We start from the raw sequence: 26,645 nt of genomic DNA on the forward strand, positions 1-26,645 counted from the left end.
CGTTTATTGCTTCAGTTCTGTGTCAGCTAATGTTTCATCTTCCTCATCATCTAAGTCCTCGTTGAGGTAGTCATCGAGAGAAGAATCTTTGATTTCATCCAATATCTCGTCTATCGGTTTTACTTTGTTGTATTCTGGTGATTGCTCTATGGCATCCATTATTTTTTTCATGATTTCGTCCGACGTATCGTTTTCGTAATCGATATCCAAAGGATCTTTGAAAGTCATGGTCGCTCGAATTCCTTTTTTCTTTATAATCAAACCTTTTTTGTCGAATGCTCGTCGAAATCCGTCGATAACAACGGGGATCACAATGGGTTTGTTGGTCTTGATCAAATGCGCCGTTCCTCTTCTGCCTGGCGCAAATGCTTTGGTCGTCCCTTGCGGAAAGGTTACCACCCAACCGTTTTGAATGGCTTTGTCGATATTCGAAATTTCGTTTAAGTTAACTTTTCGTTGTACATTTTCACCTTTCGATCGCCAAGTGCGTTGCACGGTAACAGCGCCTGTGTAGGCAAATAGTTTGGTAAGGAAAGAGTCTTTCATCGTTTCTTCTGCTGCCACATAATAGAAATCTATTTTCGGATTTAATAGATAAACCGGATTCTTGATGGTGTCGATAAAACCATTCTGAACGCTACAAAAAACATGGTACATGGCAAAAACATCGGCAAAATAGGTCTGATGATTCGACACAAACAAAACATGGGTTTTGGGTAAAGATCTTAATTTTGCAGTTCCTTTTACTTCTAATTTATTGAATCCATTGTATCGATTGTACGTGAGACCTCCTAAAATGAAAATCAAGCTTCTTTTCAGGAAATACAGATGCCCAAAGACATCGCGATAGACGGTTTTCTTTTTTACTTTCTGAGCCAAAATTTAATCTTTTTTTGCTTTACAAAGTTATGCTCTTTTTCACTAATTCTTTGAATTCTTCTAAAATCATTGCGGTTGCTCCCCACAAATAGACTTCTTCACCTATATCATAGCCTGGCATTTCTACAATTTGGTCGCCAACGCTGTAATCGAAACTGGAAATCTCTGCCTCTAAAAACGCTTCTAAATTGATCGGAATAATGTACTGCACCTCCGATTCTTGCGGGATAAAATCTGGAATACCCGGATAATAGCCTACAAAGGGATAGATTAAAAAATTGCTGGGCGGAACGTAAATTTCGGTCAATTGTTTCAGCACTTCGATATCTTCATACACCACGCCCAACTCTTCTACGGTCTCTCGCATTGCCGTTTCGTCAAGCGAAATATCTGCTTCTTCGAATTGACCACCAGGTAAAGACAATTGGTTGGAATGTGGACCATCGTAAATGACGCGCAAAATAAGGGGGAATTCTACATCTCGATCTTCGTTTTCGTACAACAGAATCATTACGGCTGCTACCCGCGGATTGGTCTTTTTGACGGCTTCTATATCAAATTTCTCTCGGTATGGCGGCGAGGCTATTTTCTGAGAATCCCACCCTGGTAAAGGTTCGTTGTAATCTAACAGTAACTCTTTTAAGACTTCTAAATTCAATTGGTATTATTTTAATCAAATGTAAAGAGAATATTTAAAACTGAAAGTCATTTATTGTTTGATATTAATCTATTTCAGCACGGATAAAACGCCTAAACCTTAAAAAAAGTAGGACTATTTTTTTTATTAAAAAGCGAAAGCAATAAATTTGTAACTTAAAATTTAATTCATGGGAAGAGCATTTGAATTCAGAAAAGGACGTAAAATGAAGCGTTGGGCTGCAATGTCCAAAGCATTTACCAAAATCGGGAAAGATATTGTAATGGCTGTAAAAGAAGGTGGTCCAGACCCAGCAGTCAATTCACGTTTGCGTGCTGTAATTCAGAATGCTAAGGCAGCGAACATGCCAAAAGAAAACATCGAGCGAGCGATAAAAAAAGCGACCGACAAGTCGACAGAAAACTATAAAGAAGTACTTTTTGAAGGTTACGGACCTCACGGAATTGCGATTTTGGTAGAAACTTCTACCAACAACAACAATCGTACAGTAGCCAACGTGCGTTCTTATTTCAACAAATGCAATGGGACATTGGGGACGCAAGGTTCTGTAGAATTTATGTTCGATCATTTATGCCATTTCAAAATTGTAAAACCAGAAAATTTCGATTTAGAAGAATTTGAATTTGCGATGATTGATTACGGTGTGGAAGAGGTTTTCGAAGAAGAAGACGGCATAGTTTTATACGCTCCGTTCGAAAATTACGGCACCATTTTCAAAGCATTAGAAGAGAACAACTACGAGATACTTTCTTCTGAGTTCGAACGTATACCGCAAACGACAAAAGAATTGACAGCTGAGCAGCGTGCCGACATCGAAAAGTTGTTAGAAAAATTTGATGAAGACGATGATGTGAATCACGTTTACCACACCATGAAAGAGGAAGACGAGGAAGAAGAATAATCTTGTCTAAATACAAAAAAATCCTTGCCAAGACAAGGATTTTTTGTTTGGTGTTTTTATGCTCTTAGTTCGTGTAACCTGCAAACCATAGATTCAATGGTCGATTTCTTCCTTCGTAACCATCGATCGCATTGATTTGGACTTCTGCATAGCCATCGTTATAATATTTCAGACTCAGCGTCCCAGACACGAAATCTTGATTTCTAATTTCAAAATCATATTCCACAATCTGATTACCACTTATTTTCACACCTTCGTAATACCAAGCAAAATTGAAGGTACGACCGTTGAGATCTAACATATCATAATTGCCTGTAATCGAAGCATTTCTAGGTACAATAATATCGGCCTGAAACAAGGCATCGGTCTGAATAGTATTGTTGTTTGAATTGAGGTAATTGGTAGACAAATCGATCTGATACACTCGGCTTCCATCGGTCAATACTTCTCCGCTAGGGCGAATATTCATGAATTTTATCGGATAGGATAATCCATCATAGGTTACCTCTCCTCTATTCTGGCTATAATCTATCACTTGATTATTTCTCCATCCGTCGTCATCACTAAGACAAGATGTAAAAACAAGCGTCATTGTGAGATACATCAAACCAAAAAGTAATCTTTTAAACATTGCAAACTAATTTATTTCTTTTTCGTAAAAACAAAATTTATACCAATAAAAAAAGGTGCAAAAAATGCACCTATTAAATTTATGAAAAATTGATCTATTTGAAGATTGCTTCCATTTTTTGCCTTTCTTCTTCAGCCAATTCGAGGTCTACCAAAATTCGCCCCGAATGTTCATCGGCAATAATTTTTTTGCGTTGTGCGATATCCATCTGCCGTTGTGGCGGAATTGTAAAGAATGACCCAGCAGATGCACCGCGTTCTACTGGCACAACTGCCAAACCGTTTTTCACATTTTCGCGAATTCTGCTATAGGCTTTGAACAAACGCTCTTCTAATTTCTGTGCGTATTCTTGCGAAAGTTTGATGAGTTTTTGTTCTTCTTTCTCTGTATCTTTCACAATATTTTCTAGTTCGTTTTTCTTGTGAGCCAAATGTTCTTTTATTTTTTCTAACTTCTCGACGAAAGTTGCCTTATTTTGATTTTTGTGTTCGATTTTGGCATTGTATTCCCGAATTCTCTTCTCTGCCAATTGTATCTCGAGCTCTTGATATTCTACTTCTTTTGCCAACGCGTCGAACTCACGATTGTTGCGCACATTGTCTTGCTGTTTGGTGTACTTTTTTATCAAAGCTTCTGCGTTCACAATAGTTTCTTTCTTTTCAGCAATCTGATTTTCTAGATCGGCAATTTCATCGTCAACTTTAGAGATTTTTTTCTCCATTTGAAGAACATCATCGTTCAAATCCTCTACTTCTAATGGTAATTCACCTCGAGTATTACGGATTTCGTCTAGACGAGAATCGATCAATTGCAGATCATACAATGCGCGTAGTTTTTCTTCTACACTCATTTCTTTGCTATTTTTTGTTTCAGCCATAGTTAATAATAATTAACAGGATTGGATTTTATTTCGGAATTAAAGACCACAAAATTAGTAATTTTTTTGCTAATATGTGCAGTCAAAAGATTTTTTGTAAATTGTTCTGATTCAAAATGCCCAATATCCATCAAAACGGTTCGATTTTCTGCCAAAAAGAAATCATGGTATTTGAAATCGGCACTGATGAAAGCATCGGCTCCTTGAGCGATTGCATTTTTGATGGCAAAAGCTCCCGAACCGCCAAGAACAGCCACTTTTTTAATTTTTTTACCCAATAGTTGAGAATGCCGAATAAGCGGTGTATTCATTTGTGATTTTACCAAATCCATAAAAACTTCTTCGTCCATTTCGGCTTCCAATTCGCCAATCATTCCCATGCCAATACGAGAATTTGGGTTTTGCAACGACAACAATCCGAAAGCAATTACTTCGTACGGATGATGGTCTCGCATAGCTTTCAGAATATTTTGCGTGAGATGCGTTGGCACCACAACTTCTATTCGAATTTCTTTTTCGGTATGCAACTCTCCAATTTCACCAATGACCGGATTTGCATTTTCCAAGGCGCGGTATGTCCCATGCCCAGCGATATTATAACTGCACGAATCGTAATCTCCTATTTTACCTGCACCTGCGGCGAATAAAGCCTGTCGCAAAGTTTCAGCGTTTTGTTCGGGTACATAAACAAATAATTGCTGCAAAGAATGCGGTTGCGGAATCAAAATTTTGCGATTTACCAAGCCTAAGCGTTCACAAATTTTGTCGTTGACGCCAACAAACGAATTGTCCAAGGCCGTATGTATGGCATATAAGGCAATATTGTTTTGTATCGCCTTCAGCACAGCTCGCTCGACATAGGTTTTTCCGGTCAGCTTTTTCAAACCAGAAAAAATAATGGGATGAAAACTGACGATGAGGTTGCATTTTTTATCGATTGCCTCCTGCACTACCGATTCGGTTGTATCGAGCGTTACCAAAACGTTGGTCACCTCTAAAGTCTCATCGCCCACTAACAAGCCTACATTATCGAAATCTTCAGCATAGTGCAAAGGGGCGATTTCTTCAACGATTTCTATTATTTGTTTGATTTTCATGACTCAAAAATAAAAATTAAAAGTCAATTTTCGGTAGCGATTCGAGCTTCTATCTCGATTTCTAAAAACTTAAGCCACGAAAAATGTAGGATTATTCGCCCTAAAATTTTCGATTCATTGAAAACATTGACTGGTTTGTAAAAATAATTTTGTTGGAAGTGAGGACTGTATGTGGAATAAATATTCTTGTCTTTGCGTCTATCATTTTTATTTGAGATTAAACAGAAACGAATATAAAAAAAAGCAAGCTCATCGCTTGCTTCCTATATTAATCTAAAATTTCCATATCGAAATAGAGTGTTGCGTTTGGCGGTATCACACCTCCTGCGCCTCTTGCGCCGTATCCTAATTCTGACGGAATAACCAACAAGACTTTAGAACCTCTTTTGAATAGTTCTAAGGCTTCCATCCAACCTTGGATAAGTCCTGTAACACCCACCGTAACTTCTAATGGTTCTTTGCGATCGTAAGACGAATCGATCTTTTCGCCGTTGGCTAATCGTAGAGTATAATGCACTTTGATTGGGTCTCCGTGCACTGGCACTGCTCCATTACCTTCTTCTAGCATTACATATTTCAATCCAGAATCGGTTGAAGATGCTTTTGCCTCCAAGTCTTTCAAACGTGCAATTTCAGCTGCCTTTGCTGCTTCTTCTTTCGCTTTTTTCTCTGCCATTTTTTTTCCATGATTAGCTTTTGCCTCTTCAAATGCTTTTGCTGCGTCGTAGTTTTTGTAATGTTCACCTTTGCGTATTACCTCAACTTTCTCGATTACCACATCTTCTTTTGGCTTATCTTGTGGTCCTTTTTCTACATTTGCAATGGTATCTATAACGTCTAAACCTTCTACCACTTCGCCAAATATCGCATGGCGATCGTCTAACCAAGGAGTCGCCACTTCGGTAATGAAGAATTGCGATCCGTTGGTTGCTGGCCCTGAATTTGCCATCGATAGCAATCCTTTTTTGTTGTGCCGCAACGACTCGTCAAACTCATCTTCGAAGCTATATCCTGGTCCTCCTGTACCCATTCCGTCGGGGTCACCACCCTGAATCATAAAATCTTTGATAACGCGGTGAAAAATAACGCCGTCGTAAAACGGAACCCCTTCGGCTTTTGCTGAGTTTTTTATTTTACCTTCTGCCAGACCAACAAAGTTGGCAACCGTCATAGGTGCTTTATCTTCATAAAACTTAATCAGCATGGTTCCTTTAGAGGTCACCATATTGGCATACAAACCATCTTCTAAACTTTTAAATTCTTCTTTACTCATTGTGCTTGGAATTTTCACACCGCAACTTATTATGGTAAGCATAAGTGTGAGGATTAATACTAGTTTTTTCATTGTTATTTTTTTCGAATTTCGTGAATTTTTATTTCCATAATGATGGGCATGTCTGCCTCAATTTTTTTCTGATCTCCAAATCCTCCATATGCTAAAAACGAAGGCAACAACACGGTCGCTTCCTCCTGCTGATCGATCAATTGCAAAGCGGCATGCAAACCGCGGGGTAAATCTACTCTTCCCAACACAATTTTTTGCACTCCATTTTCTTCAAAACTATAAATGATAGAATCGTCTAGGTTTTTGATTTGATATTCGAATGCTACAAAATCACCTGTTTTGGCCATGGCATCGTTCGCTTTGCCTTCGTTGGAAATCCAAAACCCCATATCGGTTGGTTGAAAGGTGAGTTTAGACGTTTTTCGATAGGCTTCGAACCATTGATTTTCTTCTGCTAAAAGCTGCTTGCCACGTTGTTGCGACCGTTTTAAAAAATCATCGTTGTGATAAGTTACAGGACGCTGAACTACCTTGTCGCCACAGCTAAACAAGCAAAAAATAGCCACCAAAAGCAAACTTATTTTTTTCATTATAATTCAATATTTTTTAGTTGTTCTTGGTATAATGGCAACAAACTTTCGAAATAATGTAGCGTTTCTTCGATAGGCAAATCAGATCGTCCACCAGCGGCATTCATATGCCCTCCTCCGTTGAAATGTTTACGCGCAAATTCGTTGACATCGAAATTTCCTTTGGAACGAAGCGATATTTTAATAAAATTATGATGCGTATCTTCTATAAAAATGACCGAAAAGACGTAATTATCAATGCTCAGCCCGTAATTTACAAAGCCTTCGGTATCGCCTTTCTGAAAACCATTTTCTTTCATTTGCTCGCGAGTGAGGTACATGAATGCAGTACGATAATCTGGCAAGAAAGTCAATTGGTCTAAGGTTACAGCCAATAATTTGAGTCGCGAAGGCGAGCTGGAATCATTGACGTAGGACGAAACCTTGTCTACTTCTACCCCAGCATCGATCAGATTTGCCACAATACGATGTGTTGACGAGGAGGTATTCCTGAAACGAAATCCGCCAGTATCGGTCATGATGCCTGTATAAATACAGCTTGCTATGTCTTTATCAATTTTAGACAAATCGCCCATTGCTTCGATAAAATTGTACACCATTTGGCAAGTTGCTGGCATCGAAGTATCGGAATACATAAAATCGAACAGATCTGGTGCTTGATGGTGATCGATCAACACTTTGGGCGCATGCGATGCTTTTACCCAATTGCCCAAATCATCTATACGACTTAACGTATTGAAATCTAAAATAAAAATCAAATCGGCTTGATGAATGATGGCTTCTGCTCGTTTGGGCTGATAATCTGCTATGACAATGTTTTTTGCTTCGGGCAACCACTTCAGGAATTTGGGGAACTCGTTGGGAGCTACCACATTACAACTATGGTTGAGTTTTTTCAGATACAAACTCATCGCAAGAGTAGCGCCAATGGCGTCACCATCTGGATTCTTATGCGGTAGAATGGCAATCTTTTTGGGCGATGCCAAAAGATTTTTTAAACCTTCGAAATTTGTCATTTGCATAGGTGCAAATATAACGAAATAGACTTGATTTATACATCTCTTTTCTTGAACAACCAATAGCTAAGTGCAATAAACAAGATACAATAAACGATTGCTACGCTACAGATTGCCCAGTCGAATGGTTTTGGGATGAAAAATTCGCCCGTCATCAAGAATTTCCCGATGTCTACCGACGGATAATCTACAACCGAACAATTGACCTCGAATGGCAGATAAGTTGACCATAATTTCAGCTGTTCTGGTGCGTTTTCAAGTGCACTATACCGAACTAAATACTCGATTCCTTTCACCATGGTCTCGCCAAAACTCAACACCACCAGTAATAGAATTGCAAAAGTGCTTTTGCGCAAAAGGAAAGTCAAAAACATCGCCATCACCAAATAACCAAACACCTCTATCAACAACCCAAACGCAAAGACAAAACCACCGAAAGCATGCTGATTCTCGCTATATAAGCTGCCCAAAATCACCACAATTCCGATCAAAATAAAGGTTGAAAAAAGCGAAAGTAAAAACGCCAACAACAATTTCGAAAGAAAAAATTCGCCTTTAGAAAAACCATCGATAAGGTTCTGTTTAACGGTTCCAAAACTGTATTCATTGCTGATGTTGTTGATGAGAATCACGGCAAGAAAAAACTTACCAAACCCCATAAGCCAAGCAATATTGTGCCAGATTACTGGATATTCTAACGCTTTCATTTTGATAAAATCGACCGCTATCCCGTTGATATTCGGGTGAAAATTTGGCAAAATAAAGCCCATCGCAACAATCATTAGAAAATATAAAATCAGAAAAATGCGAGTTCCTCGATTGTAAAAAGTTTTTTTCCACTCGATTAAAAATAGTCGAATCATGCGTTGTAGTTTTGGATTAATTGGAAAAATTGAGTTTCTAAGCTTTCGCGTTTTTGCACCAAATGATTGAGAACAATTCCGCGGTCGAAAAGTTGTTTGTTGAGCTGCTCACCCGTGAGTGCAGTATTCAACCTCACCACTACGAAATTTGTAACTTTTTCTACTTTCGAAAAATAAGGCATCTGTTTCAACTCTCTCACCAAAGCCTCGAGATCAGCTGCACCTAATTCTAAGATTCCGAAACTTGGATGCATCTCTTCTACCGAGCCAGCATACAGTATTTTACCCTTGTTGAGCACCACCACATGCGAGCATACTTTTTCGACCTCATCCAACAAATGACTTGCCAGAATAATGGTTGTTCCCAAAGCTGCAATTTTCTTGATTATTTCTCGTATCTGGATGATTCCCTGCGGGTCTAAACCGTTGGTAGGCTCGTCTAAAATCAAAACTTCGGGGTTATTGAGCAATGCCGAAGCTATTGCCAATCGCTGTTTCATCCCGAGAGAATAGGTTTGAAATTTATCTTCTTTACGATCAGCCAAGCCCACCAATTCCAATTTTTCTTCTATATTTTGATAAGGAACTCCTTTGATCTCGGCTACAATTTCTAAATTCTTTTTAGCCGATAAATACGGGTAGAATTTCGGGCTTTCGATGATGGCGCCAATTTTTTTCATCACCTCGTGAGAGGCATCTTGTCCGAACCATTTCCAACTTCCGCTTGTGGGATTGATAATTCCCAAAATCATCCCTAAGGTTGTCGATTTCCCGCTTCCGTTTGGACCGAGAAGTCCGTAAACATTACCTTTCTCTACCGAAAAAGTAACGTTGTCAACAGCTTGCAGCGAACCAAAACGTTTCGAAAGTTCGTTGATTTCTAAAACTTTTTCCATTGTAATTCTGTCTTTTCGATTAGTCTATATTAAGAAAAATTTCTTACATTCAGCCAGAAAATTTACAATCATGTATCGGATTATTTTTTTAGTTATTTTACTTTTAATTGGCAATTTTTCTTGGGCTCAAGAACTGAAAAACTATCAGTTTTACAACCAAAAAAAGCTAGCGATAAATTTTCATCATGCCGCTAAAATTTTGGCGAAATATGATATTGTACTCTTTGGCGAACACCACAACGACGCCATTATCCATTGGTTACAACTGAAACTCGCAGAAGAGCTTCACAAAAAATCGGAAAAAAAATTGGTCTTGGGCTTCGAGATGTTCGAACGCGACAACCAGGCCGAAATAGAACATTTTCTCAACGGAGAAATAAGCGAAAAAACATTCACAGATTCTGTAAGGTTTTGGTCTAATTACAAGACCGACTACAAACCGCTGATTCTTTTTGCGAAAGAAAGAAACCTGCGCGTAATTGCAAGCAACGTACCCAGAAGATATGCCGCTTTGGTAGCAAAAAATGGTTTAGCAACCTTGGATCAATTGCCAAAAAACGAAAAAAAATGGATGGCTACATTGCCTTTGGTCGTGGACGAAAAAACACCAGGATACCCCGAAATGATCGACATGATGAAAGATCATTCTACCATGAACGCCCAAAACTTTGTTTACGCCCAAGCATTGAAAGACGCAACCATGGCAGAAAGCATTTTACAACATCGCAAAAATGACGAACTCATCCTTCACTACAATGGTGATTATCATTCTAAAAATTACGGAGGTATTTTTCATTACCTGAAGCGTTTCGAGCCGAAATTGAAAGTCGCTGTAATTTCTGTTATAGCAAACAACAAGCTTCTTCCGGAATTTGAAGATCAACAGCAATATACGCCAACCGAAATTTTGTTGGTGATACCCAGCGATTCTCCCAAATCTCATTGATCGACTATCGAGCAAGTTTGCGTGAGGGATTGAAGGCTTGTTTGAGCTCTTGTCTGAAGCGTAGCGAAAGGCAAAGCGAGGCCGGAAAGCCCGACCGAAGGGCACGCCCAAAAAGACTTTCTACTGTGGGTCAACATCGATTTCTAATCGTACCGAACGGTAGGCTGCAACGGTATGCAGTTTTTCTAACTGTTGCAGAATCAATGCTTTTACTTTGGTTAAGGATTGATTGGGTTGAATTTTGAGCATGGCTTGCATGAGGTACAAATTGTTGATGCGTGCAATTGCCGGAGCTTCTGGTCCCAACAACAAATGATTGGCAAAATGTGGGCGCAACAAGTTGATGAATTGCTCTGCCGTCTTCTGTACACGGTCTGGATTTTTGTGTTTGAAACGGAATTGTATCACCCGCACAAAAGGCGGATAATGAAAGGCTTGCCGCTCGTACAAAATATCTTTCATGGTCTGATGATAGTTGTACGTGGTGACGTTCTGCAAGACTTGATGATCGGGTTGAAAACTCTGAATCAACACCTTGCCGCGTTCTTCTCTTCTGCCCGCTCGCCCAGCGACTTGCGTGAGCAATTGAAAGGCTTTTTCGTGTGCTCGGAAATCGGGGAAATTCAGCAATGAATCGGCACGAATCACACCGACCAAGGTTACCTCGCCAAAGTCGAGCCCTTTGGTCATCATTTGCGTTCCGACTAAAATGTCAACTTCTTTTTGTTCGAACTCTTCGATGAGTTTTTCGTAGGCGAATTTTCCTCGCATGGCGTCGACATCCATGCGTTTTATCTTGGCATCGGGGAAGAGTTCTTCGAGCTGATTTTGAATTTGCTCGGTTCCAATACCTTTGGTAACCAACGAATTGCTCCCACAGGCTGGACAACGAAGGGGCTTGCTCTGTGCGTGACCGCAATAGTTGCACTTGAGCAGGTGTTGTAATTTGTAATAGGTAAGGCTTACATCGCAATTGGGGCATTCGGGGGTATGACCACAGCTTTCGCATTCGACAACGGGTGCATATCCTCTGCGATTTTGGAAAATGATGACTTGTTTTTTACGGCTCAGTTCTTCTTGTATGGCATCGCGCAATACGTGCGAAATATCGTTGGTAATTTCTTTTTCTTTAATGGCTTTGCGCAAATCGACAAGGTTGATTGCTGGTAGCGGAACGCGACCAAAGCGCTCGGTCAATTCAACGTATCCGTATCGCCCACTGCGAGCATGATAATAGCTTTCTAAAGCTGGGGTTGCCGAACCTAAAATGACTTTTGCATCGAACATTTTCGCCAATACAATCGCCATATCTCGTCCGTTGAAATACGGTTTTACATCGCTTTGTTTGTAGGTTGACTCGTGTTCTTCGTCGACAACGACCAATCCCAAATTGTCGAAAGGTAGAAAGATTGCCGAACGTGCTCCAATGATGATGTCGTAATCGCCACGCAAAGTCTTTTGCCATAATTCTACTTTTTCGTTTTGATTGAATTTAGCATGAAAAACACCTACCCGCTCGCCATAATGTTTTCTGATGCGATGAACAATTTGCGTAGTGATACTAATCTCGGGCAAAAGATACAACACTTTGTGTCCTTTGCGAATCGCCTCGTCGATAAGATGGAGATAAATTTCTGTCTTTCCGCTTGAGGTGACGCCGTGCAAAAGGCAAACCTCTTCTTGCTGAAAGGATGCATTGATCTGCGACAAAGCTTGACGCTGGGCTAAGGTGAGTTCTGCAATCGCATTGCGTGCTGCTTGCGTCTCTTCTACTCTTGAGGTTTGCAATTGGTAAATTTCTACGATTTGTTTTTCGCTCAGTGATTTGATTACCGCATTGGTGCTCCCTTGTTTTACCAACTCTGAAACTTTGATGGGTTTTTGAAATTGAGTTTCTAAAGTGATGAGCTTCAAAATTGTTTCGCGTTGCTTGGGGGCGTTTTTCAAACCATCTAACGCTTGGATGAAGGCAGAATCGTTGTTTTTGAGTTGAGGGTGAATTCGAACATAATTTTCGATTTTCGGCGTGTACTTTTCGTACAGTTTTTCATCCAACCGAATTATTCCTTTTTCCCACAAAGATTTTAAAATTCCGATTGTCGATTTAGCTTCCGCTACCTGCGCCACTTCGTCTACCGAAAGAATTGACTTGTTCTGTAATGCCCTAAAAACCAAATATTCGCTTTCGCTGAGTTCTTCTAAATGGTCGAAATTTGCATCGATCAGGCGCACATAAGTTGCACTCTCGAGCTTGAGGGCAGACGGAAACGCATTTCGGAAAACATCGCCGAGCGGACATATATAGTATTTTGCCATCCATTCCCAAAGCTCGATTTGCTTTTGCGTCACCAGCGGCTCATCATCCAAAAAAGAATGAATGCCTTTGGTTTTGTACAATTCGGGACGATGTTGATGAATAGAATGCACGATGCCGGTATACAACTTTTGCGTACCAAAAGGCACAGAAACCCGTTGCCCGATTTTGATCTTGCGCAAATCTTCAGCTGTTAAATGATAGGTAAAAGTGCCATCTAAGGCTAAAGGTAATATGATTTCTGCAAAATGCTGATGTTTCATCGTAAAATTAATTCGATTCAAAAATAAGCTTTTTTGAATTCATTAATCGATGGATTTGGATGATTGGATGCCTGTTTTGGCGTTTCTGAAAAGCAATACAACGCCAGAAAGTAACCAGAACCAATACGCCAAGATTTTTTCATCGTAGCTTCTTGTCTCAAAAAAATTGAGCCTGAAAATATAATCGATTCCGTAAGTTGCCATTAATATAACGGTTGTCCAAACCCAATATTTTTGGTACGATTTGTTGATTAAAATCCAAGAAGCAAGCAGTGTAAAATTGGCTAACCAACAGAAGAAATCGAGGCTTGGAAATACTACCCATCCCAAAAGCAATGCGTTGAAACCATAAAATTCGAAGTCGTCGATAGTGAATGGGCAAAGCAATGACACCAGATAGAAAACGATGCTTACGATAAGAAGTTTTGGAATAGCTTTCATAAGCGTGAAGGTACAAAAAACATCCGCTAAAAAACGGATGTTTTTGAATTAAATATTAGACTTTTCTACGTTTGATTTCTTTTTCTATAAGTCCAAGTTCGCGACCAGTTTGCCCTGCAACCGAGGTGTTTTCTTGCGCTCGACGCAACAAATAAGGCATGACTTCTTTTATGGGACCGTATGGTAAATATTTGGCAATATTGTATCCTAAATGAGCCAAATTGAAAGAGATATTATCACTCATGCCATAGAGTTGACCAAACCAAAAATTAGGATTATGGGCATCGATTTGATTTTTTTTCATTTGCTGAATCAACAATTCGCAACTGTGCTCGTTATGCGTCCCAGCAAATAGACCGAAACGTTGATGATGCTTGGTAATAAACTCGATTGCGGCATTGTAATCACGATCGGATGCATCTTTGTTTGGCTGTATTGGCGACGGATACGATTTTTCTTCTGCCAAAGCGCGTTCTTTTTCCATATAAGCACCGCGTACAATTTTATAGCCCAAGAAATAGTTTTGTTTTTCAGCTTTTGCAAACATCTTTTTCAGGTAATCCAAGCGATCGTGGCGATACATCTGAAGTGTATTCCAAATCAACGGGCGTTTGGTATTGTACTTCATCATCATCTCGTCTGTGAGCTCGTCGGCTGCATCTTGCATCCAGGTTTCTTCGGCATCGACCATGATGTTGACATCTGCTTCATATCCTTTGGCACAAATGCTTTTGAAGCGTTGTTTGGTATTTTCCCAAGATTGTTGTTCGGCTTTTGACAAGCTTGCTTTATTACCAATTTTTTCCCAAAGTTCTATTCTTCCCAAAGCAGTAGGTTTGAAAACAACAAAGGGAATAGAAGGATTGTTTTTGGCCAAATCAACCAGCTCCAACATCACATCGCGTACATGATCGAAATCTTCTTCTTCTGTCTGCCCTTCGACCGAATAATCGAGGATAGAACTCACCCCGAACTTGTACAAATCATTGGCAACTTTCACGGCTTCTGATGTAGTTTCACCGCCTACAAATTGGGCATAAATGGTATTTTTGATAAGCGGTTTTACCAAAGGTAAATTTACAATGAATGGAAGTTTGCCAAAGACAGTCCCGCCCAACTTTGTGAGAAAAGGATTGCCGATCATTTTGAAAAGAAAATGTGCTTTTTTTAAATCTTGATTCGATTTTGCTTGAAATGCGAACTCGGTATTGTCGAACAATGACATCATTAAACTATTATGATTATAATCTGCAAATTTAAACATAAAAAAAACCTATAAGCAAACACTCATAGGTTAATTTATAATAACAATAGAAATTAATTTTGAAGTAAAGATGACTTCTATTTTCTATTAATTTTTAGCTTTTTTAGCGTATTTATTTCTAAACTTGTCGATTCGACCTGCGGTATCCACTAATTTTTGTTTACCGGTATAAAATGGATGCGAAGTAGATGAAATCTCCATTTTCACTAATGGATACTCAACCCCATCGATCTCGATTGTATCTTTTGTATCTGCACAAGATTTTGTGATAAATACCTCTTCGTTCGACATATCTTTGAATGCCACTAAACGATAATTCTCTGGATGGATATCTTTTTTCATAACAATTATGATTTCTTATACTATTTAAACGGAGTGCAAAGATAATAATAAATCTATACAAAACAATAAAAATATAAATATTTCTTTATATTTGTTTAGACAAATTTACGACCATGAGATTCAAAACTCCTTTATATCTTACTCTATTGTTTTCGGCAATGACTTTTCAGTCGTGCCGAGAAGATTTTGATTACGAAACCATCACTACTGGACTCAGTTTCAATCGCGACACTGTCAATGTAGACACGGTTTTCAACCATCGAAAATCGGAAACCTATGTTCTAAAAGTTTACAACGCAGATAAGGACAATAAACTAATTCCGAAAATTTACCTCAACCGTGGAAGCGATTCCTATTACGAATTGAATGTTGATGGGAGAGCTGGAAAATCTTTCGAAAACATCGCCATTAGAGGCAAAGACAGCCTATTTGTATTTGTAGAGATACACGCCAAAGATGCAAATACGAATCCGCTATACGAAGACGATTTGATTTTCGAAACCGCTACCGATTCTAAACGTGTAAAATTGTTGTCTTGGGTAGAAAAAGCAGATTTCTTGAAGGATCAGACCTTAGCAACTGCCAACTGGGATCAAAATACAGCCAAGGTAATACAAGGTAAGGTGACGGTAACCAATAGTCTGAATATTTCGTCGGGTACGAAAGTTTATTTTGAAAAAGACGCAAGTCTTACAATCGGAGAAAATGCCAATTTTACGGTAGAAGGAAGCGTAGACCATTTTGTGAAATTCCGTTCGGCTCGCCATGATAGCCGATACGATTCCCTGCCCAATCAATGGAATAAAATAGAACTGAGACCGAATAGTATTTCCACAATCAATTATGCTAAAATCATCGGTGGTGATACTGGATTAGAGGTAAACAAAGCAAAATTAGACCTCAGCAATTCTTATATCGTCAACCATCAATCGTACGGAATTTTGGCAAGAGATGCCGAAATCAATGGGCACAACCTCATTTTGAACAACGCAAACTTGGCAGCATTGGCAATTCTGGATGGCGGTAAATATGCCTTTTACCATTCTACATTTGCCAACTATTTCAACATGATTGGCACTGCAGGACCTGCTTATGCGTTGTATTTGAGCAACAGCAACGAAGAAGACACCTCGAGCAATGCGCTGGTACAGGCAATTTTTGGCAACAACATTTTCTATAGCGATCGTTCTGCTAATGCCATCGCCTTGTATCATAATGCTGGGTCGAGTTTCAATTATCTTTTCGATACTAATCTTTTCAAAAATACAGATCAATCGACTCTGGATGTGACGACTGCTACAGGTTTTGTCGGAAGCATTGTAGGTGAGCCGAAATTTTTAGACCCAAAATACACAGCAAATAATTTGCGATTAGACGAAGAGTCGGCCGCTTGGGGCAAAGGTAAAATAAGTTTTGCTGCCCTGTTCCCAACCGACATTTTTGGTTATACCAGAACATCAAACCCCCATTTGGGTGCTATACAATAAATCAAAAGAGGCCGTCTCAGAAGGCTGCCTCTTTTTTTATAAAAAATTATAAATCCAACTCGAATACTCCAGTGGTAGCCTGCGCCGGAATTACTGTAAAATTTTTCGGGAGATTCATACTCGCAGCTTGCGGATCGATGACATAAACGGGTTTATGATCGGGTACAAAATCGATCAACGATGCAGCAGGATAAACTTGCAACGATGTCCCGATTACGATAAAGATATCGGCCTGCAAAGTAGCTTCAATAGCCTCTTCCATCTTAGGAACCATTTCGCCAAACCATACAATGAAAGGGCGCAACTGTGCTCCGTCGGAAGCTAAATCGCCAATATTGATATCATCATACCAATCCACCACTAGGTCTTTATCATTTTCGCTACACGCTTTCCGCAATTCGCCATGTAAATGAATGACGTGGGTAGAACCAGCCCGTTCGTGCAAATCATCTACATTTTGTGTTATAACGCTTACTTGATATTTCTTTTCTAAGGCTGCCAAAAAACGATGTGCAGCATTGGGTTCTACTTGATTCAATTGCTTTCTTCTCTGGTTGTAAAATTCCAAAACCAAGGCTTTGTTTCGCTGCCATCCCTCGATTGAAGCCACTTCCATGATGTCGTGATTTTCCCACAAACCATTCGCATCACGAAAAGTCGAGATACCACTCTCTGCGCTGACTCCAGCTCCTGTTAAAACCACTATTTTTTTCATTTTGATAAATTCTTTCTGGTGAGTTGTTGTGTTATAAAGGCAATTTCAATACCAATATGCTACGAAAACCTCAGATCGTCAAAATGTCAAATGATCATAAATTACTTTTGAGACAGCCAGTGAGATTTATTCCCATTCGATTGTTGCTGGTGGTTTTGAACTGATGTCGTACGCTACGCGATTGATTCCTCGTACTTCGTTGATAATTCTGTTCGAAACTATTTCTAAAAATTCATAAGGAAGTTTAGACCAAGTTGCGGTCATAAAATCGATGGTGTTTGCCGAGCGTATAACCGCCGTATATTCATAGGTGCGCTCGTCGCCCATTACGCCTACCGATTTTACAGGTAACAAAACCACAAAAGCTTGCGAAACTTCGTCGTATAAATTGTGCTTATACAATTCTTGAATAAAAATATCGTCGGCTTCTTGCAAGATGCGTACTTTCTCAGCGTCGACTTCACCTAAAACTCGGATTCCTAATCCTGGACCTGGGAATGGATGACGATAAACCAATTCGCGCGGAATTCCTAGCTCTACTCCTACTTTACGCACTTCGTCTTTAAACAATTCGCGTAAAGGTTCCAACAATTCCAATTTCATATCTTCTGGTAATCCGCCCACATTGTGATGCGATTTTATGGTTGCCGAAGGACCTTTTACCGATTGCGATTCGATCACATCGGGATAAATAGTTCCTTGTGCTAAGAACGAAGCATCGTCGAATTTTTTCGATTCTTCATCGAAAACGGCAATAAAATCATGTCCGATTGATTTGCGTTTTGCTTCTGGTTCGTCGATTCCTTTTAAATTGCTGAGAAAACGTTCCGAAGCGTCAACCATCTTAATATTCATATTGAAGTGCTTTCCGTAATTTTCCATTACTTTTTTGCCTTCGTCTTTTCGTAATAATCCGGTGTCAACAAAAATACAGGTCAACTGGTCGCCAATTGCGCGATGAATTAAAACCGCTGCAACAGAAGAATCGACACCTCCCGAAAGACCTAAAATTACCTTTTTATCGCCTACAACTTCTCGGATGCGTTGGATTTCGGTTGCGATAAAATCTTTTATAATCCAGTTTTTCTCTGCTTTACAAATTTTAAAAACAAAGTTTTCGAGCATTTTGGATCCGTATTCCGAATGCGTCACTTCTGGGTGGAACTGAACTGCGTACATTTTACGATCTTCGTTTGCAAGTGCTGCGATATCAATATTCGACTTTCCTGAGACTGTAAAGCCATTTGGCGCTTTCACCACCTCGTCGAAATGACTCATCCATACGGTTGATTGCGCTGGAACATCTTCAAATAGACTGTTTTCTGCCAAAACCGTAAGTTCTGATTTTCCGTATTCGCCTTTGCTTCCTTTTTTTACTTTTCCGCCCAATAAATGCGAAATCAATTGCATTCCGTAACAAATTCCTAAAACCGGAACGCCCATTTCGAACAATTCTTTTTCTACCAAAGCCGCTTCTTCTCCAAAAACAGAAGAAGGTCCGCCAGATAAAATAATTCCTTTTGGATTGTGTTTTTTTATTTCTTCTAATGAGGTAAAATATGGGAGGATTTCGGCATAAACTCCGAATTCTCTAATTCGGCGTGCAATTAATTGATTGTATTGTGAACCAAAATCTAAGATGATAATTCCTTGCGTCATGTTTGTTTGTTTGCGCAAAATTAATCAAGGCTGATTTATTTTACTAATATTTGAAGACTAAATTTTGGTATGCAATCAATATCAAAAAAACAAAAAGGAGCTGTCAAACCAACTCCTTTTTTAGATTATTCTTTTTCTCTATTCAATCTTTCGATCTTTCTTTCTACCGCTTCCAAACGAGTATGCTCCCATTTGTTTACCGAAGCCGTTGCCAAAGCATTACCCAAAACATTGGTCATACTGCGCGCCATATCGCAAAAATGATCGATTGGCAAAATTAAAGCAATGCCTTCTGGCGGAATACCAAACATGGTACAGGTCGCGATAACGACGATGAGCGATGCTCTTGGCACACCCGCAACGCCTTTACTCGTGAGCATCAAGACGAGCAACATCAAGATTTGTTTTTCCAACGGCATTGGAACATTATAAACCTGTGCGATGAACATGCTGGCAAACGTCATATACATCATACTGCCATCTAAGTTGAAAGAATAGCCTAATGGTAGGATGAAAGAGACGACTTTAGAATCTGCTCCGTAATCCTCTAATTCTTCTACCAATTTAGGGAAAACTGCCTCGCTACTTGTCGTAGAAAAAGCGATGAGCAAAGGCGCTTTGATGTGTTTCAATAGACTGACAAGTTGTGCTTTTCCTAAAATAAAATAGCCTACAGCGATCAAAACTATCCATAAAATAAATATCCCAACCGAAAAGGCGAGTAAGAATTTTCCGTACATTACAAATACTCCGAATCCATGCAATGCAATTGCAGCGGCAATCGCTCCAAAAACTCCAACTGGTGCAACCCACATGATGTATTCGACCATTTTGAGTACCACATGAGCTACTTTGTCTAACGCTTTGGTGAGGACTTCGCCCTCTTTACCATAAGCTGCCAAAGCCACGCCAAAAAAGATAGAAAAAATTACAATTTGTAGAATTTCATTCGTTGCAAAAGCCTCGAAAACAGATTTCGGAATCACATGGCTCACAAAGTGTTCTAGCGTGAGAGCCGAACTAGAATTTTGCAGCAAATCGCCTGCATCTGCGCTATCGATCGTCAAGTTCATGTTTTCTCCAGGGCGTATAATATTCACGATGATCAATCCGATTGTGAGTGAAATAAGCGAGGCTGTAATGAACCAAACCATTGCTTTACCTCCTACACGTCCTACCAGTCGCATATCGCCCATTTTGGCGATACCCACAACCAAGGTTGAAAAAACCAAGGGAGCAATGATCATTTGAACCAATCGTATGAAAACGGTTCCAAGTAGTTTGATGTTTTTCGAAAAACCGGCAATCGCATCTGGAAAAACGTAATGTACGATTCCGCCTAATGCAACACCGGCAACTAGCCCAATGATGATGGCAATAAAAAGCTTATTGTTTTTCATTTGATGATATTTTTCGGGTGTGAAATTAATAATTTGAAATCACTTTGTGTTGACTATTTCGAATTTTCTTCGAATGGAATGGCCGGATGAAGGATTTCACGAATCAGATTTTCTAATAATTCTTGCGTTTGTTCTATTATACCAAAATCTACTTTATCTACCTTATCGATTGCGAATTTCAACAAATCTAAATTCGGATATTTGAGCGGATAGATACAAAGTTGAATTGCCTGCTTTTCGTGTTCTTCTTGCCTTAGATACAAATGAGCATAAAAGAGCAACTGCAATGCTTTAGCATTTTTTTTATCAGAAAAAACATCTTCGAGCTTTTCCAAAGTGATTTGAAGATCTTTTCCATCTGTTTGTACATTACCTGTTTTGTAATCGATGATTCTTTTGAGTCCGTTTACGCTATCAATCCGATCGACAAATCCTTTCAGTTTGATTGGTGTTTCATCCAAATCAATGATTAGTTCTAATCGTTTTTCTAATGCCAAGACAATCAATTCGTTCGATTTGGCAGTTTCTTCGTCTCTAAACAATACGCCCTCGATTATGCGAAGAACAATGCGCTTTATTAGTAAATTTTGTCCGCGATCGATTTCGCCCTCTTTGTATTCCAACTTGAAATTATCCTCCAACAACTTCACTTTTCGAGCGTGCATTTCTTTGAAATCATTTGCGTGCAATTGCCTGCCTATATAGGGTTTGTAGAGATCTTCTAGCGTTTTGTGCACTATATTTCCCATTGTTTTTGTCGAGATATCTTCTTCTGCCTCTTCTACATCATTTACCCCCAGAACAATTTTCTCGTAAAACTCGATCGGATTTCTCAAATACAAGCCCAGCGCAGTAGGTGTAATTCCGGTATTGCATGCCCAATTGTTGAGCACTTCTAAGGTTTTGGGCGTTTTTTGTATTTGAAATAATTTTTTGGGCACAAGTTCGAAATGCGGTTTGGCAAAACCAAAATTGAGGCGATGCGGACTCTCGAAATGCATTTGCTCGATGAATCTACTTTTGTCGCCTGCTCCCAAACCATCGGGATCAGTATTGTAAATCAGATTCACTCGAGAGGCTCTCGATAGCAGACGATAAAAGTGGTAAGCATAGATGGCATCGTTATCGCTAAAGGTATTCAGCCCTTTTTCTTTGCGAATATCATAAGGTATAAAGGTATTGTTTTGGCGACCAAGCGGTAAAACATCTTCGTTGACAGAGGTGAGGATAATATGCTCGAAATTGATCAATCGCGTCTCTAGAAGCCCCATAATCTGCAAGCCTTCTAAGGGTTCTCCAATAAAACTTAAATTTTCGGTTTGTATCAATTTTTGGTACAACAAATACAGCGTTCTGTAATTGGTCACCGTTTCTAAAACTTGTATTTCATTCGACAATTGTGCAAAAACTTTTTCGAAATAAAAAAGGTGCTCTCGCATAAGCGCATTTGTTTTATCGGTGTTTTGCAACAAGTTTTGAGTAAACGTCAACACTATATCGACGAAATGTTTTGGCGAATTGGGAATTTGAAATAAGTTTTGAAAAAACGAACCGTTGAGGTTATCGAGCAAAAATTGAGGCGAGTTGAAAATGCGGTTATTCGATTGAATGCGCAGTATCAATTCTCGGTCAACCTTTTGCTGAAAAGTTTTCAGCGATGAATTTTCTAAAATTTGAACGATGTTTTTGAAGTAAAACGCCTTGTATTTTCCCAATTTTTCTCGGTTCATTTGCAACTCAAAAACCGATTTGAAGAATTGTGCCAAAGGCACCGTTTTCAACGGAATTCCCATCGAAATATTCACGTGTTGGATATTGGCAGGCAACGCATTCAGCACGGCGGGCAATAGCGCTTCATCTGCCAAAATCAAAGCGGTTTTTTTCAATTCATCTTCAGACTTTTCGCTCAGCAATTGACTGATATATTTGGCTTGCCCAACTTGTTTCGAAATGCCTGTAACTTCAATTTCTTTTGGTTTTTCGAAATCCTCAAACGTCCAATTCCAGTCGGCTAATCGTGCTTTGTATCGACGCAAAAAGGTTCCAGATTCTTGCGCTTCTTGCAGAAAATATGCATCACAATCCCAAAAAATTTGAGCTTGCTTTTCTTTAACCAATCCTAATAAAATCTTTTCTTCGGCGAGCGTCAAAGCATTAAACCCAGCAAACACAAAATTTTGTGTATTCTGCGCCATGAAAGCTGGCAAATTTTCTACCGCAAGCCTGTTTGCCAAACCATGATAAGCCGTTTTTTGGGCAAGTAAATCGGATTTGAATTGCGAATAAAAAAGTTTGACCATCTTCCAAAACTCCAAATGATTTTTCATGATCGGATTTTGTTCTACCGCCTCTTGCTCTACTCCCCAATTTTTGATTCGCTCGATCGACACCAAATAATCGAAAAACAGATTGGGTTGCAAAAGGGTTGAGTCGATATCGTCGAAATCTTTGAGCAGTGTTGGAATCCATTTGATAAAATCATCAAAACTATCCCCTTCTGGGAAACATGTTTTATATGATTTATAAGCCCGAAACCATAAGGGTAAACCAGAAATCAATTGTACTTTGCCCATTTCTGCGACAAAATCTTCTATGCTGATCATTTTGGGTAAAACAATTCCGGTTTGTTGACGCTGAAATTCTTGTTTGATGAAAAGCATGGGTCGTTTACCAGGCAAAACCAAGGTCGTGTGCATAAGATTTTTTGGATTTTGCAACAATGTTTTCACTAATTTCTGTATAAAAGCACTCATGGTTTCGAAAATATTTTTTTACGAAGATACAAGTAGCAACTCAAAAAAAGATGGTTTTGATTGTCTAAAAAAAATTCTGGTCTACAAAATATCGAATAGAGTTTTCTAATTTATAAAAAAATATCCTGCTCGCTATAAACGCCAAACGGATGCAAATGCATCCGTTTGGCGCTAAATTTCGTTGGGTAAGAATAAGCCTATTCCCACTCTTCTTTTATTTCTTTAGCCTCGTAATCGGCTACCATTTCTGCGGCGTAATCTATTTTTTCTCCTTTTCTGAATCGATCCAAGACCGAGTCGAATAAAGAATAAACAACAGGTACGATAATCAACGTAAGGAATAATGACGAAATCAAACCTCCGATAATTACCCAAGCAAGTCCTTTGTTCATCTCTGCGCCATCGCCATTTGCCAAAGCAATTGGCAACATCCCAAACACCATGGCAATGGTGGTCATCAAGATTGGACGCAAACGAGCATGATTTGCCTGTATCAACGCCTCGTGTGTATCAGCACCAGCAGCTTTACGCATATTGGTGAAATCGACGATAAGAATTGCATTTTTGGCTACCAATCCGATCAGCATTATCATGCCAAGTAAGGTAAAGATATTGAGTGAATTCCCAGTCAAGGCGAGGATGACCATTACCCCAATCAATGCCAACGGAATCGAGAACAATACCACAAATGGGTACACAAAACTATCGTACAACGACACCATTACCAAGTACACCAAAATAATTGCGGCTACTAATGCAATCAAGATTGTACCAAAACCATCTTGTTGATTTTCCATATCACCCGACCATATATAATTGACGCCAACTGGTTTTTCTTGTCCGTCCATAAACATTGCAGACCATTCGTTTGCGACATCACCAACGGGTCTTCCGACCACTTTTGATTGCACTTTTACAGCAGGTGCTTTGTCGCGACGTTGCAACAAACTTGGTCCAGAACTCATCTCTACATTGGCGAACTGGCTCAATCGAATTTTTTGACCCTGTGCATTGGTAAACATCAGGTTGCTTACATCTTCGATGGATTGGCGATTGGCATCGGCAAAACGGATGTTGATGTCGTACTCGTACTCACCAGCTCGAAATTTACCATCGGTATTCCCGCTGAAAGCTGTTTGCATGGTTTGTCCGACGCTTGCCAAATTAAGACCCAATGCAGCCATTTTATCTCGATCTATATTGACCCGAACTTCTGGATTTCCTGTATCGGTAGACAACTCGGCATCGACTGCACCTGGAACGGTTTTCAGCAATTCTAATAGTCGAGTTGCCTCTTTTGTTGCCGTTTCGTTATCAGGAGCTGTCACCACCAACTCGATTGGAGCATTCTCAGCTCCCATCAATCCGACCGGAACGGTTTTGAATTCTACGCCCGTAAATTTTTCTTCTAATGCTCGTTTTATTTTGGCAGATTTGATTTCGGTATTCACATCACGCTCCGATTTATCGGTAAGGATGACTTGAATTTCAGACTGATAAGCGGTTGCCTGTACGCCTCCAAAACCAGAAGATTGCTGCCCCACAGTGGTAATCATATCGACTACATCTGGATCGTTGCGTAAGAATCGTTCAACTTCTAAGGTAACTTGATTCATTTTTTCGATGGTTGCATCTTTGGGCAATTCCATTTGAACTAAGAATTGTCCGCGATCTGTATTCGGCATAAATTCTCCTCCGATGAAACCAAAAGCTACTAATCCGAATGATGAAAATAGGATGATAAACGTTCCTACAACGGTTACAATTCTTCTAAAAGTTGTTGTCAAACACCATCTTAGAATATCTGAAATCCAATGGGTAAAATCGTCCAAAATATTTTCGAACCAAAGGATGAATTTTTCGAATAAATTTTTACCAGTTAAATGCTCCAATTTCCCGAATCGAGACGATAACCAAGGAATAATCGAAAAAGATGCCAGATACGAGAACAGCGTTGCAATGACAACCGTCACACAGAACTGCGCCAAAATATTGGCAACCAACCCGCTACTCATTGCAATAGGCAAGAACACTACCACAATCACCAAGGTAATTGCCGAAACGGTGAATCCGATTTCTGAAGCACCGTCGTAAGCAGCACGAATTCTAGATTTTCCCATTTCCATGTGGCGATAAATGTTTTCTAAAACTACAATTGCGTCGTCGACCAAGATCCCAACCACCAACGAAAGTCCGAGCAAACTCATCAAGTTCAAAGTATAGCCCATCAGATACATCCCGATGAATGTTGATACCAACGAGACCGGAATTGCCACCATTACGATGAATGCATTTCGGATGCTATGCAAGAACAACATCATCACCACTGCCACGAGAATTACCGCTAAAAACAAATCGAAAATCACGTGATTGGCTGCTGCAAGTGTAAAATCGGTGGTATCGTTTACCAAACTCAATTTCAAGCCTTGTTCTTGGTAATCAGACTCTACTTCTTGTATGGTTTTTTTTACCAATTCGGATACCTCAACGGCGTTTGCATCTGACTGTTTTTTTACCTGTAATAAGATGGTTGGCTTTTGGTTGAATCGTGCAATTTTATCGACATCTTTTTGGGTATCGAACACCGTTGCCACATCTCCCAATCGAATTTGTGCACCGTTGCGGTTAGACACAATGAGGTTATTCAACTCGTCTACCGACTGAAATTTTCCCGATAAACGGATAGTCGATTTGGTTGAACGAGATTTTAAGCTCCCGGTCGGAAAATCTAAATTCGACGATAAAACTGCTTGCTGTACTTCTGCAATCGAGATGCCATATCCTTGCAGTTTACGCTCGTCTACATTCACTTGTATTTCGCGCTCTTGCCCACCAATCAGGTCTACCTGTGCAACTCCATTTACCCGAGAAAAGATAGGTTCTACTTTCTTATCGAGTAGATCGTACAATTCTTTATCGTTCAACTTGTCGGATGAAATACTCATGGTGATGATTGGTAAATCGTCTAACGAGAATTTGTTGAGCGAAGGCGGATCTACATCATCAGGCAATTCAGACAAAATTGCATTTACTTTTCGCTGAGCGTCGTTGAGGGCATAGTTCACATCGGCACCCGTATTCAACTGAACCATGATTACCGACAAACTCTCGTACGACGAGGCTTCTACTTTTTTTACATTCTCCAAAGATCCTACAGCATCTTCTATTTTACGCGTCACCGATGTTTCGACTTCGCTGGGCGAGGCTCCCGGATACACGGTAGAGATGGTCACGATATTGGTTTCGAATTTTGGAATCAACTCGTATCCCATCAAACTATAACTCAATATCCCGCCCAAGGTGAGCAAAGTAAAAAGTACAATGACCAGTGTAGGTCTTTTGATCGATATTTCTGCTAATTTCATTTT

General features: G+C 39.6%; 22 protein-coding genes. 3 read left to right on the plus strand and 19 right to left on the minus strand.

The genetic code is table 11. The features are described from left to right. Positions 1-3: 3 nt before the first annotated feature. Positions 4-879 carry a lysophospholipid acyltransferase family protein gene (locus tag BN8061_RS00330; protein ID WP_068595203.1) on the minus strand — a complete coding sequence of 292 codons (876 nt, stop codon included), beginning with the start codon at positions 877-879 and terminating at the stop codon, positions 4-6. A 19-nt stretch (positions 880-898) separates the two neighbouring features. After that, positions 899-1,537, minus strand: a complete 639-nt coding sequence (locus tag BN8061_RS00335; RefSeq protein ID WP_068595205.1) for an NUDIX hydrolase — start codon at positions 1,535-1,537, stop codon at positions 899-901. A gap of 169 nt (positions 1,538-1,706) precedes the next feature. Here BN8061_RS00335 and BN8061_RS00340 point away from each other — a divergent pair, with 169 nt between their 5' ends. Then, positions 1,707-2,438: a YebC/PmpR family DNA-binding transcriptional regulator gene (locus tag BN8061_RS00340; protein ID WP_068595207.1), complete on the plus strand. Its 732-nt coding sequence runs from the start codon at positions 1,707-1,709 to the stop codon at positions 2,436-2,438. Positions 2,439-2,502: 64 nt separating this feature from the next. Here the strand turns inward: BN8061_RS00340 and BN8061_RS00345 are convergent, their stop codons facing one another. The 8 genes from BN8061_RS00345 to BN8061_RS00380 all read right to left on the minus strand — a co-directional run bounded on the left by BN8061_RS00345 (position 2,503) and on the right by BN8061_RS00380 (position 9,693). After that, complete coding sequence (locus tag BN8061_RS00345; protein ID WP_068595209.1) at positions 2,503-3,069, minus strand: hypothetical protein; 567 nt, start codon at positions 3,067-3,069, stop codon at positions 2,503-2,505. A 94-nt stretch (positions 3,070-3,163) separates the two neighbouring features. Beyond that, the gene (locus tag BN8061_RS00350) at positions 3,164-3,946 is read right to left on the minus strand and encodes a zinc ribbon domain-containing protein (protein ID WP_068595211.1); all 783 of its coding nucleotides are present in this window, start codon (positions 3,944-3,946) and stop codon (positions 3,164-3,166) included. A 2-nt stretch (positions 3,947-3,948) separates the two neighbouring features. Continuing rightward, on the minus strand, positions 3,949-5,043 hold the full coding sequence (locus tag BN8061_RS00355; protein WP_068595214.1) for a Nif3-like dinuclear metal center hexameric protein: 1,095 nt from the start codon (positions 5,041-5,043) through the stop codon (positions 3,949-3,951). Positions 5,044-5,311: 268 nt separating this feature from the next. After that, a complete protein-coding gene (locus tag BN8061_RS00360) occupies positions 5,312-6,388 on the minus strand; it encodes a peptidylprolyl isomerase (RefSeq protein WP_068595215.1) in 1,077 nt (358 codons plus the stop codon). 2 nt (positions 6,389-6,390) lie between these two features. Continuing rightward, positions 6,391-6,918 carry an FKBP-type peptidyl-prolyl cis-trans isomerase gene (locus BN8061_RS00365; RefSeq protein ID WP_068595218.1) on the minus strand — a complete coding sequence of 176 codons (528 nt, stop codon included), beginning with the start codon at positions 6,916-6,918 and terminating at the stop codon, positions 6,391-6,393. Continuing rightward, on the minus strand, positions 6,918-7,940 hold the full coding sequence (locus tag BN8061_RS00370) for a DHH family phosphoesterase (RefSeq protein ID WP_094745807.1): 1,023 nt from the start codon (positions 7,938-7,940) through the stop codon (positions 6,918-6,920). The genes BN8061_RS00365 and BN8061_RS00370 overlap by 1 nt, the downstream gene beginning before the upstream one ends. A 29-nt stretch (positions 7,941-7,969) precedes the next feature. Next, on the minus strand, positions 7,970-8,797 hold the full coding sequence (locus tag BN8061_RS00375) for an ABC transporter permease subunit (RefSeq protein WP_068595220.1): 828 nt from the start codon (positions 8,795-8,797) through the stop codon (positions 7,970-7,972). Then, positions 8,794-9,693, minus strand: coding sequence for an ABC transporter ATP-binding protein (locus BN8061_RS00380; RefSeq protein WP_068595222.1), 900 nt, complete (start codon positions 9,691-9,693; stop codon positions 8,794-8,796). Before BN8061_RS00380 ends, BN8061_RS00375 begins: the two co-directional genes overlap by 4 nt. 70 nt (positions 9,694-9,763) lie before the next feature. Here BN8061_RS00380 and BN8061_RS00385 point away from each other — a divergent pair, with 70 nt between their 5' ends. Beyond that, complete coding sequence (locus BN8061_RS00385) at positions 9,764-10,639, plus strand: ChaN family lipoprotein (RefSeq protein ID WP_068595224.1); 876 nt, start codon at positions 9,764-9,766, stop codon at positions 10,637-10,639. A gap of 120 nt (positions 10,640-10,759) precedes the next feature. Here BN8061_RS00385 and priA read toward each other — a convergent pair whose 3' ends face one another. The 4 genes from priA to BN8061_RS00405 all read right to left on the minus strand — a co-directional run bounded on the left by priA (position 10,760) and on the right by BN8061_RS00405 (position 15,263). Then, a complete protein-coding gene (priA, locus tag BN8061_RS00390) occupies positions 10,760-13,216 on the minus strand; it encodes a replication restart helicase PriA (protein ID WP_068595226.1) in 2,457 nt (818 codons plus the stop codon). A 42-nt stretch (positions 13,217-13,258) separates the two neighbouring features. Then, entirely contained in the window at positions 13,259-13,657 is a 399-nt protein-coding gene (locus BN8061_RS00395) for a hypothetical protein (protein ID WP_068595228.1), read from the minus strand. Positions 13,658-13,712: 55 nt separating this feature from the next. Beyond that, positions 13,713-14,882 (minus strand): proline dehydrogenase family protein, encoded by a 1,170-nt coding sequence (locus BN8061_RS00400; protein ID WP_068595230.1) that lies wholly within the window; start codon positions 14,880-14,882, stop codon positions 13,713-13,715. A 126-nt stretch (positions 14,883-15,008) separates the two neighbouring features. Then, complete coding sequence (locus tag BN8061_RS00405; RefSeq protein WP_068595231.1) at positions 15,009-15,263, minus strand: type B 50S ribosomal protein L31; 255 nt, start codon at positions 15,261-15,263, stop codon at positions 15,009-15,011. Between the two features lie 113 nt (positions 15,264-15,376). On the opposite strand from BN8061_RS00405, the gene BN8061_RS00410 reads away from it, so the two are divergent. Beyond that, positions 15,377-16,750: a hypothetical protein gene (locus tag BN8061_RS00410; RefSeq protein WP_068595232.1), complete on the plus strand. Its 1,374-nt coding sequence runs from the start codon at positions 15,377-15,379 to the stop codon at positions 16,748-16,750. 46 nt (positions 16,751-16,796) lie between these two features. Here BN8061_RS00410 and BN8061_RS00415 read toward each other — a convergent pair whose 3' ends face one another. From BN8061_RS00415 to BN8061_RS00435, 5 genes are all read right to left on the minus strand, one after another. Continuing rightward, positions 16,797-17,465, minus strand: coding sequence for an SIR2 family NAD-dependent protein deacylase (locus BN8061_RS00415; RefSeq protein WP_068595234.1), 669 nt, complete (start codon positions 17,463-17,465; stop codon positions 16,797-16,799). A 126-nt stretch (positions 17,466-17,591) separates the two neighbouring features. Further along, positions 17,592-19,124 (minus strand): glutamine-hydrolyzing GMP synthase, encoded by a 1,533-nt coding sequence (gene guaA, locus BN8061_RS00420; protein WP_068595236.1) that lies wholly within the window; start codon positions 19,122-19,124, stop codon positions 17,592-17,594. A gap of 125 nt (positions 19,125-19,249) precedes the next feature. Further along, positions 19,250-20,524 carry a dicarboxylate/amino acid:cation symporter gene (locus BN8061_RS00425; protein WP_068595238.1) on the minus strand — a complete coding sequence of 425 codons (1,275 nt, stop codon included), beginning with the start codon at positions 20,522-20,524 and terminating at the stop codon, positions 19,250-19,252. A 53-nt stretch (positions 20,525-20,577) separates the two neighbouring features. Continuing rightward, positions 20,578-23,277 (minus strand): PD-(D/E)XK nuclease family protein, encoded by a 2,700-nt coding sequence (locus tag BN8061_RS00430; protein ID WP_068595240.1) that lies wholly within the window; start codon positions 23,275-23,277, stop codon positions 20,578-20,580. 197 nt (positions 23,278-23,474) lie between these two features. Beyond that, on the minus strand, positions 23,475-26,642 hold the full coding sequence (locus BN8061_RS00435) for an efflux RND transporter permease subunit (RefSeq protein ID WP_068595242.1): 3,168 nt from the start codon (positions 26,640-26,642) through the stop codon (positions 23,475-23,477). Between the last annotated feature and the right edge of the window lie 3 nt (positions 26,643-26,645).

This window comes from Vaginella massiliensis (genome assembly GCF_900089075.1).
GTDB lineage: Bacteria > Bacteroidota > Bacteroidia > Flavobacteriales > Weeksellaceae > Weeksella > Weeksella massiliensis_A.

What these genes read in the sequence shown, in the direction of transcription:
- BN8061_RS00350 (WP_068595211.1), bottom strand. Translation starts at nt 3,946, where the DNA reads ATGGCTGAAACAAAAAATAGCAAAGAAATGAGTGTAGAAGAAAAACTA.
- BN8061_RS00380 (WP_068595222.1), bottom strand. Translation starts at nt 9,693, where the DNA reads ATGGAAAAAGTTTTAGAAATCAACGAACTTTCGAAACGTTTTGGTTCG.
- BN8061_RS00370 (WP_094745807.1), bottom strand. Translation starts at nt 7,940, where the DNA reads ATGCAAATGACAAATTTCGAAGGTTTAAAAAATCTTTTGGCATCGCCC.
- BN8061_RS00340 (WP_068595207.1), top strand. Translation starts at nt 1,707, where the DNA reads ATGGGAAGAGCATTTGAATTCAGAAAAGGACGTAAAATGAAGCGTTGG.
- BN8061_RS00410 (WP_068595232.1), top strand. Translation starts at nt 15,377, where the DNA reads ATGAGATTCAAAACTCCTTTATATCTTACTCTATTGTTTTCGGCAATG.
- BN8061_RS00385 (WP_068595224.1), top strand. Translation starts at nt 9,764, where the DNA reads ATGTATCGGATTATTTTTTTAGTTATTTTACTTTTAATTGGCAATTTT.
- priA (WP_068595226.1), bottom strand. Translation starts at nt 13,216, where the DNA reads ATGAAACATCAGCATTTTGCAGAAATCATATTACCTTTAGCCTTAGAT.
- BN8061_RS00430 (WP_068595240.1), bottom strand. Translation starts at nt 23,277, where the DNA reads ATGAGTGCTTTTATACAGAAATTAGTGAAAACATTGTTGCAAAATCCA.
- BN8061_RS00355 (WP_068595214.1), bottom strand. Translation starts at nt 5,043, where the DNA reads ATGAAAATCAAACAAATAATAGAAATCGTTGAAGAAATCGCCCCTTTG.
- BN8061_RS00360 (WP_068595215.1), bottom strand. Translation starts at nt 6,388, where the DNA reads ATGAAAAAACTAGTATTAATCCTCACACTTATGCTTACCATAATAAGT.
- BN8061_RS00365 (WP_068595218.1), bottom strand. Translation starts at nt 6,918, where the DNA reads ATGAAAAAAATAAGTTTGCTTTTGGTGGCTATTTTTTGCTTGTTTAGC.
- guaA (WP_068595236.1), bottom strand. Translation starts at nt 19,124, where the DNA reads ATGACGCAAGGAATTATCATCTTAGATTTTGGTTCACAATACAATCAA.
- BN8061_RS00425 (WP_068595238.1), bottom strand. Translation starts at nt 20,524, where the DNA reads ATGAAAAACAATAAGCTTTTTATTGCCATCATCATTGGGCTAGTTGCC.
- BN8061_RS00415 (WP_068595234.1), bottom strand. Translation starts at nt 17,465, where the DNA reads ATGAAAAAAATAGTGGTTTTAACAGGAGCTGGAGTCAGCGCAGAGAGT.
- BN8061_RS00400 (WP_068595230.1), bottom strand. Translation starts at nt 14,882, where the DNA reads ATGTCATTGTTCGACAATACCGAGTTCGCATTTCAAGCAAAATCGAAT.
- BN8061_RS00435 (WP_068595242.1), bottom strand. Translation starts at nt 26,642, where the DNA reads ATGAAATTAGCAGAAATATCGATCAAAAGACCTACACTGGTCATTGTA.
- BN8061_RS00345 (WP_068595209.1), bottom strand. Translation starts at nt 3,069, where the DNA reads ATGTTTAAAAGATTACTTTTTGGTTTGATGTATCTCACAATGACGCTT.
- BN8061_RS00375 (WP_068595220.1), bottom strand. Translation starts at nt 8,797, where the DNA reads ATGATTCGACTATTTTTAATCGAGTGGAAAAAAACTTTTTACAATCGA.
- BN8061_RS00395 (WP_068595228.1), bottom strand. Translation starts at nt 13,657, where the DNA reads ATGAAAGCTATTCCAAAACTTCTTATCGTAAGCATCGTTTTCTATCTG.
- BN8061_RS00405 (WP_068595231.1), bottom strand. Translation starts at nt 15,263, where the DNA reads ATGAAAAAAGATATCCATCCAGAGAATTATCGTTTAGTGGCATTCAAA.